This window comes from Lactococcus cremoris subsp. cremoris KW2 (assembly GCF_000468955.1).
Classification (GTDB): domain Bacteria; phylum Bacillota; class Bacilli; order Lactobacillales; family Streptococcaceae; genus Lactococcus; species Lactococcus cremoris.
In genome coordinates this window covers 1272998-1285858 of the sequence record NC_022369.1, presented here as the reverse complement: position 1 = coordinate 1285858, position 12861 = coordinate 1272998, and the positions used below count along the sequence as shown (strand labels likewise).

At 34.4% G+C, this 12861-nt stretch carries 13 protein-coding genes, 1 riboswitch and 1 other annotated feature; all 13 genes read left to right on the top strand.

All coding sequences use genetic code 11. The features are described 5' to 3' along the window. Positions 1-27: 27 nt before the first annotated feature. On the top strand, positions 28-786 hold the full coding sequence (locus KW2_RS06120; RefSeq protein WP_011676198.1) for a helix-turn-helix domain-containing protein: 759 nt from the start codon (positions 28-30) through the stop codon (positions 784-786). A gap of 13 nt (positions 787-799) precedes the next feature. Then, positions 800-988, top strand: a complete 189-nt coding sequence (locus KW2_RS06115; protein WP_021037297.1) for a hypothetical protein — start codon at positions 800-802, stop codon at positions 986-988. Between the two features lie 245 nt (positions 989-1233). After that, the gene (locus tag KW2_RS06110) at positions 1234-1659 is read left to right on the top strand and encodes a hypothetical protein (protein WP_021037296.1); all 426 of its coding nucleotides are present in this window, start codon (positions 1234-1236) and stop codon (positions 1657-1659) included. A 103-nt stretch (positions 1660-1762) separates the two neighbouring features. After that, positions 1763-1888 (top strand) — a sequence feature (ribosomal protein L10 leader region). A 25-nt stretch (positions 1889-1913) separates the two neighbouring features. Then, positions 1914-2429: a 50S ribosomal protein L10 gene (rplJ, locus tag KW2_RS06105; protein ID WP_011676195.1), complete on the top strand. Its 516-nt coding sequence runs from the start codon at positions 1914-1916 to the stop codon at positions 2427-2429. A gap of 69 nt (positions 2430-2498) precedes the next feature. Then, complete coding sequence (rplL, locus tag KW2_RS06100) at positions 2499-2864, top strand: 50S ribosomal protein L7/L12 (protein ID WP_011676194.1); 366 nt, start codon at positions 2499-2501, stop codon at positions 2862-2864. Positions 2865-3406: 542 nt separating this feature from the next. Further along, positions 3407-3856 (top strand): MarR family winged helix-turn-helix transcriptional regulator, encoded by a 450-nt coding sequence (locus KW2_RS06095; protein ID WP_021037295.1) that lies wholly within the window; start codon positions 3407-3409, stop codon positions 3854-3856. Next, a complete protein-coding gene (locus KW2_RS06090; RefSeq protein ID WP_021037294.1) occupies positions 3857-5416 on the top strand; it encodes an MDR family MFS transporter in 1560 nt (519 codons plus the stop codon). Continuing rightward, the gene (locus KW2_RS06085; protein WP_021037293.1) at positions 5413-6249 is read left to right on the top strand and encodes a DUF4811 domain-containing protein; all 837 of its coding nucleotides are present in this window, start codon (positions 5413-5415) and stop codon (positions 6247-6249) included. The genes KW2_RS06090 and KW2_RS06085 overlap by 4 nt, the downstream gene beginning before the upstream one ends. 507 nt (positions 6250-6756) lie before the next feature. Next, complete coding sequence (gene wecB, locus KW2_RS06080; protein WP_021037292.1) at positions 6757-7845, top strand: non-hydrolyzing UDP-N-acetylglucosamine 2-epimerase; 1089 nt, start codon at positions 6757-6759, stop codon at positions 7843-7845. Beyond that, positions 7835-10309: a glycosyltransferase gene (locus KW2_RS06075; protein WP_021037291.1), complete on the top strand. Its 2475-nt coding sequence runs from the start codon at positions 7835-7837 to the stop codon at positions 10307-10309. The genes wecB and KW2_RS06075 overlap by 11 nt, the downstream gene beginning before the upstream one ends. Positions 10310-10412: 103 nt before the next feature. Beyond that, positions 10413-10513: riboswitch (TPP riboswitch) on the top strand. Positions 10514-10594: 81 nt separating this feature from the next. Continuing rightward, entirely contained in the window at positions 10595-11347 is a 753-nt protein-coding gene (gene thiM / locus KW2_RS06070) for a hydroxyethylthiazole kinase (protein ID WP_021037290.1), read from the top strand. A 12-nt stretch (positions 11348-11359) separates the two neighbouring features. Continuing rightward, positions 11360-12160 (top strand): bifunctional hydroxymethylpyrimidine kinase/phosphomethylpyrimidine kinase, encoded by an 801-nt coding sequence (gene thiD / locus KW2_RS06065; RefSeq protein WP_021037289.1) that lies wholly within the window; start codon positions 11360-11362, stop codon positions 12158-12160. Next, positions 12153-12809 carry a thiamine phosphate synthase gene (gene thiE / locus KW2_RS06060; protein WP_021037288.1) on the top strand — a complete coding sequence of 219 codons (657 nt, stop codon included), beginning with the start codon at positions 12153-12155 and terminating at the stop codon, positions 12807-12809. The genes thiD and thiE overlap by 8 nt, the downstream gene beginning before the upstream one ends. Positions 12810-12861 lie beyond the last annotated feature (52 nt).

Genomic DNA, 12861 nt, shown 5'->3' with positions numbered 1-12861 from the left:
TGATAAAGTGATGAAAAAGGAGAAGTTATGAATTTTGGTCAGAATTTAAAAAAACTCAGAAAAGAAGCTAAACTTACGCAAAGTCAATTAGCAGATAAACTAGGAATGAAACAAAATGCTTACGTCCTTTGGGAGCAAAAGGCAACTAACCCAACTTTAGAATTATTAGAAAAGCTAGCAGATATATATGATTTACCCATTCAAGAATTAATCAAAAATCCTGATAATGGTGCTGAAAAGCAATTAATTGATAATTATCGTTCGCTGACAGGAGAACAACAGGAATCTGTCATTAATTTCACTGATTTTCTTATAGAACAGAATAAAGCAGATCTCATTGATTTGAAAACTTATAGACGTTCTTCATTACAGTATGCTGTTGTTGAAGACGAAGCACTTTCAGCAGGTTTTGGTCAAACAGCCAATAACACAGGCGGACATTATAGAGCGTATACAACAGAAAATCTTGGACGATATGATGGAGCTGCCAGAGTTAAAGGTGAATCCATGGAACCAGATTTTCCAAATTTTTCTATTGCAACATTCTTACACACAGGTTTTGGACGGAGTGGAGATGTCTATGCCATTGCTGAAGGAGATTTGGGAGAAGAACGCTTATATATTAAACAAGTATTTGAAGAAGAAGACGGAAATTTCCGAATTCATTCACTCAATCCAGACCCACAATACAAGGACTTTTATCTAGGACAGGAAGATAATTTCCGCATTATTGGGCCAGTGGTTGATAATTTTGAAGAGATTGAAGAATCACAAATTATAGATTAAATGAGGGCTTAAAATGAATTGGATAAGAGAAATTATGCCAATACTGGGGATTGGATTAATCTTTGCAGTTGTTTATGAACTTGTCCTATTGCTTTCACAAAAATTGATAGAAAATGACGACAAAGTGAAAGAAAAAAAGGAAAAAAAGATCATTAACGTGAAATTTTTTCACGGTTCAAAAAATCAGAAGAATATTGCATGAACTGAGATAAAAAATAAAATAAAATAAAAGTCGAAATGGTTCGGCTTTTTCTTTTGAAATAAATATTAAAGTGGTATAATTTTTTTAGGCTTTTATGAAAGGTAATAGTGGGTTTTATAAATGACTTGGTATAGTTTTTTAATGTAAAATATTCATTGAAATATGCTAAGATATTTTAAAAATAAATCCGTTAGGAATATTAAATTATGTGATTTAGGAAGAAAACATTTTAAGGATATAATTTCATGATAAAGAGTAAGGATACTATTCTTCTAGGATTATTAGGGCAATGGTTATTTGCTATTTTCTTCCTATTGATAATTACATTTAATTTGCCAAATATACCAGAGACTCATTTTTGGGGAAGGCTTTTGATATCGTTAGCTTTTATCATTTTTTACTGTCCAATGTTTTTATTAATTGATCTTATTTTACTATGGCTTTGTACGGCCCTTAGTATTATAGTAATCGCAAATTTAGACACTCCAAAAGTTAATAAATGGGCGAAAATTCTATTTATTTCTAGTATCTTTTATCCATTTATCTTATTGATAGTTGGAAATTGGATTACACAGGCAGTTCCTTGGTTACTGCTGGACATGATGACCTTATTCTTTTCTATTTTTTGTTTCGGTCTTGCTTATACTAGAATCTCAAAAGGAAAGCAATAAATATAGAAGATATTTTTCAGTAGATATAGATTAATAAAAGATAAATAGATTTCAAAGTAAGTTTATCCTTGCATTTCTAAAAAAACTTTGATATACTTATTTACGGTTCTAAAAGAACTGACCGAAGACAGTAGGGGACGAAAGTCATAAACTTCCTACCGAGGACAAATATCAAAATGATAATTGAACTCTCTATGTCTTTTGTGTGTAGAGATTTTTTGTTTCTACAACCAAAATAAAATGGAGGTAAAAAAATGAGCGATTACAAAGTAAATGAAGCAACAATTGCTAAGAAAGCAGAATTGGTTGATGTTTACGCACAAAAAATGACTGAAGCAGCATCTATCGTTGTTGCAGATTCACGTGGTTTATCAGTTGATGAAGATACTCAACTTCGTAAACAACTTCGTGAAGCAGGCGTTGAATTTAAAGTGGTTAAAAACTCAATCTTGCGTCGTGCAGCTGAAAAAGCTGGTCTTGAAGGTTTATCAGAAGCTTTCTCTGGCCCATCAGCAGTAGCATTTTCTAACGAAGATGTTGTAGCACCTGCAAAAGTTTTGGCTGATTTCGCAAAAGATGCTGAAAATCTTGAAATCAAAGCTGGTGTCATCGAAGGTAAAGTTTCTTCTAAAGAAGAAATCCAAGCTATTGCGTCTCTTCCAAGCCGCGATGGACTTCTTTCTATGCTTCTTTCAGTGCTTCAAGCACCTATCCGCAACGTGGCTCTTGCAGTCAAAGCTGTTGCAGAAAAAGAAGAATCAGCTGCTTAATTATAAGCAACATCACTTATATCGGCGGATTTACGCAACAAACTAAAAAATTAATAGGAGAATATTAAAATGGCATTGAACATTGAAAACATCGTTGCTGAACTTGAAAACGCAACAATCCTTGAACTTTCTGAACTTGTAAAAGCAATCGAAGAAAAATTTGACGTAACAGCAGCAGCTCCAGTTGCAGCAGCAGCAGGTGCTGGTGAAGCAGCAGCAGCTAAAGATTCATTCGACGTTGAATTGACAGCAGCTGGCGACAAAAAAGTTGCAGTTATCAAAGAAGTACGTGGAATCACTGGTCTTGGACTTAAAGAAGCTAAAGAACTCGTTGATGGTGCACCAACAGTTGTTAAAGAAGGTCTTTCTGAATCAGAAGCTAACGAAATCAAAGAAAAACTTGAAGCAGCTGGTGCTTCAATCACTCTTAAATAAGAATTGTTATCAATTTGAAAAAACTGCCAAAGTTATTTGGTGGTTTTTTTGTTTTTTTTAATAAAATAAAATTGATTCTTTATAAAATAACCCTCAGTATTATGAAATACTGGGGGTTATTTTTGTAAGATTTGCTTCTTAATTTATTCTATTCAGTTTGTGTAATATGTTGATGAAATGTTCTTAGAGTCTAAATTCATAAATTTTATCCATTTAACTGATGCTTAGTAAATACCTGTGTTGTTCGTGGCCATTAGGCTTAAAAGATAAATCAGGGTCTTGAAATGCTTTGTTCTAAGTTGGACATTCTCGTTTAGCCGTAGTGAAAAGCTCTTTGGAATTTAGAAAGTTGGGAACCGTTATGATATTCCTAAAAAAACAATTGGCGTTATAAATAATTTATAAATTACACACAAATAAAATATAAGTAAATCAAATAAAATAATTGACAATCTTCAAATAAAAGAATATCCTATAAATGTTAATATCGTTAGCAATGAAGTATAGTTAGCAAAAAAAGATTTTTTTCAGAAAGGAAACGTATGGATTATACAAAAGCAGCAGAAGACTTTTTCTCATGTATGAAGCAAAAAAACGCAAAAAAAGTTTTGCTGAAACTCAATGAGAATGCTCAAGGTGAGCCTCTGGTTTTGGTTTATCTTTATAAAAATGCTGGCACTTTAATTGTCCCGAGTGACATTGCGAGATATATTGGAGCCAGCACCGCACGAGTTGCAAATATTCTTAATAATCTTGAGGAAAAAGGAATGATTTCAAGAGAAATTTCAAGAGAGGATCGTAGAAAAATATTAGTTTTTCTGACGGATAAAGGACGAAAAGAAACAAAAGAACGACGTACGCGTACAATTACTCGCATTTCAAATGTTTTTGAAGCGATGGGAGAAGAGAGGACTCAACACTTCATTGAAGCTTGGGCGCTCTTTATACAAACGAGCATGTCAATCTTAGAACAAGAAAAGGAGGAACAATAAATGCCTGAACTAATGGGAAAAGACTATTCAAAAGATATTCATGGCAATCATTATTTTAGAAATGTCATGTTTGCAATGATTTTGATTGGGACCTTTGCTGGAATGTTAGGACAAACTTTTTTGTCTACAGCTTACCCAACCTTGATGGACAAATTTAACATCAGCCTCTCCACAGCGCAAGGGGCAACGACATGGTACCTGCTTGCTAATGGAATTATGGTTCCAGTATCAGCTTATCTGACAACCAAAATTCCGACTCGTTGGTTATTCATGATTGCCTACGGCTTTACAGCTGCTGGAACGTTGATTGCTATGATTGCACCCACTTCCAACTACAATATTTTCCTTTTAGGTCGTGTAGTGATGGCGATGGGCGCTGGAATTTCATTACCACTGATGATGACTGTTATCACAAACATCTTTCCACCTGAAAAAATCGGAGTTCCAATGGGAATGGGCGGACTTGTGATTGGACTTGCTCCTGCGATTGGTCCTACTTATGGGGGCTGGATTTTATCTGGAAATACAAAGTTTTTAGGAATTTTACAATTGGGTGATTGGCGCACACTTTTTCTTGCTCCCTTTGTTTTACTGATTATTGTGACCGTTTTGACCCCATTTTTAATGGCGGATGTCCTACCTAACCGAAATATGAAACTTGATTTTATTTCATTACTAGAATCGCTACTTGGATTTGGATTATTTTTATACGGTTTTACTAATGTCGGAAATGATGGCTGGGGAGACGCTCAGAGCGTTATTGCTCCAATTATTATTGGATTGGTCATTATTGCTTTCTTTATTCGTCGTCAACTTCACATGGCGGATCCTTTCCTTGATTTGTCCGTCTTTAAAATCAAACAATTTACGGTTACTACAATCGCAGCAGCGATTAATACAATGGCAATGATGGGCGTTGAGATGATGCTACCAACTTACATCCAAAATGTTCACGGATTAACAGCTTTACAATCTGGATTATTACTTTTACCTGGTTCGGTCATGATGGCATTAATGTCGCCTATCGCGGGGGGAATTTATGATAAATTTGGTGCGAAGAAACTAAGTTTTATTGGTTTTATTCTCTTAGCCATCGGAACTTTGCCTTATCTCTTCTTGACGGCAACAACACCAGAGGCTTTTATTACCATTACTTATTGGGTGCGTTTTGTTGCGATTGGTTTAATCATGATGCCTTTAATCACTTCGGGTATGAATGCTTTGCCAGTTGAAAAATCAGCACAGGGTTCTGCTTCAAACAATACGGTACGAATGATCGCGTCCTCTGTTGTTGTTGCGATATTGGCTTCAGTTACAACTAATGTCATCAATAGTACGAAACCCGCACATCATCTGTCAACGACGAATCCGCTTCAATATGCGGATAAGATGATTCAAGCATCACTCAATGGATTTCATGTTTCATTTGGAATCGCATTTGGCTTTGCTGTATTAGGAATCTTCGTAGCACTCTTTTTGCATAAAGGAAAGGTCGCACCAGCGCCTGTACGAGAAGCTAATAAACAAGAAGTTACAGAAGAAGGAGGTCAAAAATCATGATACTTTTCATTATTATATTAGTTGTTATTTTGATGATTGTGGGTTTCTTCTACATCAAGGGCTCCACAGGAAATATCCTTGGAAGTATTGCAACTCTTCTTTTACTTTTGTCCATGTTTGGTTTGATTTATCATGATAATAATCACTGGGGGATGAAAGAAGTGACTAAAACGACGCAAACGACGATTTATTCTGCCGCTGGGAGCACTCAACCTTTTGGAATGTTACTGACACAAGCTTTTGGAACTAATTCTGGAAACTATATCTTAATGTATAAAGCACAAGCGAATGACAGTAAAACAACCGTCAATTTTATTGGAAACGTCAAAATGATGAATACATCAGACAAAGCTGCAACAAGTATGATGAAAACTTGGATTTCTGATGAAATGTCAAAAAATGTTGTAGAATCATCAAAAAAGAAAGCCAATTATCAGTTGGTGGCGAATGCTAAAAATGCAAAATTAGTCACTAAAACGACAACTTATCAATGGGATAACAATTTTGCGAAATTCTTGTTTGGCATTGGTGGGGAATCTGGCGAGTTAATCAAAAAAGAGATTACTGCAAAAGTACCAAAAGAAACATGGCTTGTCCTCACACCAGAACAAGCACAGAAATTGCAAAAATTAGCTCCTGAGTTTGAAGCAAAACAAAAAGCGCAATTAGAAGCTGAAATTGCGGCGGCAAAAACGCCACAAGAAAAACAAGCAATCGAAACGGCAGCGGAAGAAAAGCAAGCTCAAATGGCAGCGATGAAAACTTCTAATCCAGATGCTTATGCAAAACTCATGGTTTCGCAAATGAAGACGTTACTTGGAATCAAGGATTAAACTTATTAAAAATAAGGTTTTAGTAAAAAATTCTGTTTGCTCTATAAAGGTCACTCCTGAAAATGAGTTGAAATTAGACACCAAAAAGTGAACTTCGGTTCGCTTTTTTTTGATTAGTTGAGAATGGATTTGTTTAATCAAGCATGCATTCAAAGTCAAAAATATCTTATTTTTTTGTAGCTTTTGTATGGACAAGATAGGTAATTTATTTGAGAGGGAAATACATAAAAAAGTTGTTGTTTTTAACCAAAAATTGCATTCAAATACTTTGACTAAGTAGCTGGTCTTATGCTAGAATGAAATTAAGAAATGTCCGTAAAAGATTACATTTTATAATTGTGTGGTATCCTGTTGTACCATGCTTTTATAATACCTAAATTTGATATTTGTTTTTAAAAATCACAATAAATGTAGTCTATAGCAGATGTGTAAGTAAGTTTTTGATTTATTAAAGGAGTTGTTTATAGCAAACACAATTATTATTTAAAATATAAGAATGAGGTGAAGATGAAAAAATTACTCTTTATTTTTGGGACAAGACCAGAATTTATCAAAGTTTATCCGGTAATTCAAGAGGCCAAAAAGCAAGGAAATCCAATTGTTTTGGTTAATACGGGTCAACACAAGGAGATGTTAAATGAACTTCTTGATGAATTTTCAGTTGAAGTTGATTATGACTTGAAGATTATGGATTCTTATTCTGGTTTATCAGAAATCGTATCAGGAACACTTAGCGGTCTTGAACCGATTGTCAAACAGGAAAAACCAGATGTTATTCTCGTTCATGGAGATACAGCTGCTACATTGGCTGGAGCTTTGGTCGCCTATTTTAATCAAATAAAGCTTGCGCATATTGAGGCTGGATTAAGAACCTATAATAAGTTTTCACCATTTCCAGAAGAAATGAATCGGCAGATTGTTGGATTACTGGCAGATTATCATTTTACCCCAACTGAGATGACAAGAGACAACCTCCTAAAAGAGGGAAAAAACAGAAAACAAGTGTTTGTTGTTGGAAATAGTGCCATTGATATGTTTCAATACACTTTGAAAGATAATTATGAAAACGAAGCCTTGACTTGGCAAGCGGATAAAAAGATGATTTTGGTCACGGCACATCGTCGAGAAAATTTGAATGATTTAGAAGAAATTTTTGATGGAATTGCCGAAATCGCTGATGAGTTCAAAGAAACTCATAAAATTATTTATCCAATACATATGAATCCGATTATTCGTCAAAAGGCTCAAAAATTATTAAAACATAGTAATATCAAAATTATCGACCCGCTTGATACAATCAACTTTCATAATGTGATGAGGCATGCAGAGCTAATTCTCACGGATTCGGGTGGGATTCAAGAAGAAGCTGCTTTCTTAGGAATTCCAGTTCTTGTTTTACGTGATACAACAGAAAGACCAGAGGGAGTGTTGGCAGGAACATTAAAACTTGTAGGGACTTCAAAAGAAAATATTGTAAATGAGACTCGGGATTTACTAACAGACAAGACTAAATATGAAAGGATGTCAGGAAGTAAAAATCCTTATGGTGATGGGACTACTTCCTTACAGATTATTAATATCCTAAATGAAAAATAGAAAAATTTCACTTAAATCCTTTCAATCCGTCTGTCTCATTTTTATCTTTCTTTTTAACTTTGAGTTTATCTTTCGACTTTCAAATTTCACATCAAGAGAAAAATTTTTCACGATTTTCTTTTTTGTGGCTCCGTTAATGCTCAGCTCATTTTTCATCATTACGGACAGTGAAAAGATATCAAATTCCGTTAGAAATTTGAGTATTATTGGTGTTTTTGGCTTCTTAATTTATGGCTCAAATCGGTTAATCGTATCTTTGACTTATTTAATTGGTGGAGAATTTGCTGTTCCTCAACTTTTTCCTTTTCGCTTTTTAATTGCCTTATTCACTTTGCTTTGTTGTGGATTGGCTTATTATATTTCAACCAAAAAAAGATTAATCTATAATCTAGCCACACTGATTGCTTCCTTGTGGTTTGTCACGCTTCCTATTATCATTTTTCAATTTCTCTTTAAATTATTAATTGAACATCAAGGTTTTGATTTCAGTATCGTCAGTAATATGGATATTCGTTATTTGATTGTTCCATTTATGCCGATTATGTATTTAAGTTTTTGTAAATTTACGGGAATTGATGTCAAACAATTAGGTAAAAATATCAAGTCTACCGTCTATGTTCTCTTAGTAATTTATTTGGTAGCCCTGGTTGTCTATTCGGGAACTCAGATAAATATTACTTTTAATTTTGCTCAAGAAGGTTTCTTTAATAGTATTGAACTTAACTATAGTGCTTTTCTAGCTCATTGGATAGAGGGTTTAACAGTAGTCTCTCAGTTTGTTCTACCGATTATAGCTTTTGCTTTGGTCATCGGCTATAAAGGGGAGAAATCAAAGAGAAAAATATTCTCTTTAAAACCAATCTATGTTTTAATCTTGGTTGCACTTGGAGTTTATGCCTATATCTTTCTACTCAATGCTCCAAGTAATTTTATCCAATTTAATGAAAAAATCTTTAATAGCTATTTTGCATTGCAAGTATTTGAAGTTGGTGTCATTATGCTTTTGACAATCTATACTGGATTGAAAAAGTTTATCAGACCTCGAACAAAAATATTGTTATATATCGGTTCAAGTCTTCCATTTCTTTATTTATATATTGTAAGATATCACTATTGGAAACAGAGCTATTTGGTGATTGATGTATTTGACCGAATCAATTACATTTTCTTTATCTTTTCGGTTTTTGTTTTCCTATACTATACAGTAGAAGTTATCATTCTATGGTATTCTTACAATAAAAGGCAAAGGGTCAATGCTTTGGACTTGCGAACTGATGGGATTCAAAAACAATTTCACATTTATGTCCTGATTCCATGTCTGAATGAAGAGTTGGTCATTCAAACAACTTTAAGAAGTATTTTGAAAAATAATTATAAAAATTTAGTTGTCACAGTTATTGATGATGCAAGTGATGACCGAAGTTTAGAAAAGATATCAGAAATTAATGATTCTCGTTTAAATGTTTTAAGGAGAATTAAACCAAATGCGCAAAAAGGAAAAGGAACCGCGCTTAATTGGGCCTATTATCAAATTAGTAAACAGATTCAAGCGAAAGGAATTGCTCCTGAGGAAGTATTGATAGCAATTATTGATGCTGATACAAAACTTGAAACTGATTATTTTGAAAAAGTCAATCGTGCATTTAATTATGATGATAAGCTCACTGGTCTTCAATCAAAAGTTCGTGTCGCCAATTTATTAAAGGATTCGTCGCAAGACCTTGAATTTTCCGAGATTATTAATGCCACTCAAATGTTTCGGACTTTGACTAATACAGTTGCTTTTGGTGGGAACGGGCAGTTTTGTAAATTGAGCACTCTTCAAGCTTTAAATGAAGAACCGTGGACAGATTCACTTGTGGAAGATTTTGATTTATCAACACGTCTTTTTCTCTCAGATATTGAAGTGAAAAATGCACAATATGATGATATTTATATTGAACAAACTGGAATTATCAATGATAATGAAGCTTTGGTCAAGCAACGAGTCCGTTGGGCTCAGGGTAATATTCAATCATCAAAATATATTTTACCAACGATTCGTTCGAAAAATCTGGTTTGGAAACAAAAATTTGAGATACTGATGACTTTATTTAAACCTTGGTTAATGGGAATTGAGTATATCATTGTAATTTATACTATGATTATGATTATCAATTCTGCGATTTTAACGGGAATTACTCAATCACTTAAAATTGTTGTTATCCTTTTTATTGTGATGTCTATTTACATTATCATTGTCAACTTTGTTTGGGCTCTGCTTTATAATAGAGGGAAAAACAATGAAAAAATGAAGGCTTGGGATGTCCTGAAAGATACGGCTAATTTAACTAAATTTTTATTGATTTTGACTCAAATCTATCCGCAGTCAGCGATTCGATTTTTCAACTCTAAAAATGACTGGGTGAAAACAAATCGTCAAGAGGAAAGTATTGATAAAAATTTGAATGAAGACAAAAAATAATGTAAAAACCCTACCGTTTCGGTGGGTTTTTTTCTTCTTAAATTTATTAAATCAGTTTTTTTGCTATAAATATGCTAAACTGGTTGTAGTTTCAAAAATAAATCTAATACACAATGGGTACTGATAATTTTAAATTATCGGTTGAGAAAGACCATCAAACTTGAACAGGTTAAGACCTGCGTAAGAATGTGTCCGAGTTTTTATCATATTTTCTTTTGAGAAAATTGTAATTCTCACTTTCTTGTCATGCTTGAGCCCTCCTTGTGTAAATAAAGGAGCTTTTTTATGTCTATTTTAGGTAAGATTCAAAGAACACAACCGCTTATTTTGAACTTGGCGAATTTTGTAACTCCTCAACGAGTTGCGGACGTTATCAGTTTTATTGGTGCCTCACCTTTAATGACGTCAGAAATTGCTGAGCTCGAGTCATTAGTTGAAATTTCAGATGCTGTGGTAGTCAATATTGGCACAATATCAGAATCGACTTATCCTCTTTTTTTAGAAGCTTGTCGCTTGGCAAATCAAAAAGCAAAACCATTAATTTTGGACCCAGTTGCGGTCAATGTTCCTTTCAGAGCATCCATAGTTAAAAGGTTGAGTCAAGAAGTAAAGTTTAATATTATTCGCGGAAATTCGGCTGAAATTGCTTGGTTTGCTGACAAAAAAAGTTTAAATAAAGGCATTGATGCACTTGAGTCAAATATAGATAATGAACACGCGCGACTTGCGGCTAAAAAAACAGGCGCAGTGATTATAGAAACAGGTAAGGTGGATATTATTTCTAACGGTTATGAAGAGATGTTTGTTGACACTGACAGCCCGCTCTTTAAAATTAATGTTGGTTGTGGGGACATGCTGACAGCAGTGGTTGGCACCTTTGCAGCTGTTTCTGATGATTTGTTTACAGCTGCTTATGAAGCGACAAAATTTTTCGGGGAAGCTGGAATGATAGCGACCAAACAAGTGAAAAATTTACCGGGTAATTTTGTCAATAGTCTTCTGGACACACTTTATCAAGCGACACAAGAAATAAAATAAAGGAGTATTATAATGATTACTATTCCACAGGTTGTGACAATTGCTGGAATTGATTCTTCTGGCGGTGCCGGAATTAATGCGGACATGAAAACTTTTCATAATCAAAAAGTTTATTCAGCAACGATCGTAACAGGCTTAACGGCACAAAATACTTATGGCGTACAAGAAATTTTACCGACAAATAAAGATTTTATTTTAGCTCAATTTGACTCGGTATTTTCTGATTTGGAAATTTCGGCAGCCAAAACAGGAGCACTTTTTGATACTGCTCAAGTTGAAGGGGTGATTCAAGGATTAAAAAAATACAAACCAAAACATTTGGTGGTTGACCCAGTAATGGTGGCTAAAGGTGGGGCTATTCTTTTAACGAAGGAAGCGATTGACTTGATAAAAGATGAGTTACTTCCCTTAGCAGAGTTAGTTACTCCTAATTTGGAGGAAGCAGAGGTCATGACCGGCTATCAAATTACTGACGAAAATTCGCTTTTAAGCGCGCTTCATGATATTCAAAAATTAGGAGCAAAAAATGTTCTTATTAAGGGTGGACATGGCCAAGGAGAACTTGTCAGAGATTATTTATTACTGACGGATGGTTCTGTCAGTACTTATGACTCTAAAAGATTACTGACAGAAAGAACACATGGAACTGGAGATACACTTTCTTCCTATATTACTGCTCATTTAGCTATGGGAGAAAGTCTGAGAGAAATCATGCCTAATGCGAAAGCTTTTATTAGTGAGGCAATTTCTAAAACGATTATGGTGGGGCATGGTCATGGGCCATTGAATCATTGGGTGAATATTAATGACTAAGAAAACTTTAGATTTAAGTGTTTATTTTATTGCCGGACCACAAAATTTTCCAGAATGTTCACTAGATGAAGCAACGCAAAAGATTGCTTTAATTATAAAAAGTGGTGTCACTGTTTATCAATTTCGAGATAAGGGAACCATTTATAAAGAGCAGAAGCAGCGTCTGTCAATTGCTCAAAAATTACAAAAAGTGTCCGAAGAAGCAGGCGTTTCTTTTATTGTCAATGATGATGTGGAGTTGGCGCGTGAATTAAATGCTGATGGAATTCATATTGGACAAACAGATGAGCCGGTCAGTAAAGTTCGTGAGAAGGTTGGTCAGGAAATGTGGTTGGGTCTTTCTATCACTAAGGCTGACGAATTAAAAACGGCACAAAGCAGTGGGGCTGATTATTTAGGAATTGGGCCAATTTACCCAACAAACAGTAAAAATGATGCGGCAAAGCCAATTGGCATTAAAGACTTAAGACTGATGCTTCTAGAAAATCAATTACCAATTGTAGGAATCGGTGGAATCACGCAAGATTCACTGACAGAATTGTCAGCAATTGGACTTGACGGACTTGCGGTTATTTCTTTACTGACAGAAGCAGAAAATCCCAAAAAAGTTGCTCAAATGATTAGACAAAAAATCACTAAAAACGGATGACGTACACTTAAAATTACTAAAAATAAATTGTTGCCGTTTTCTTTTCTAAACA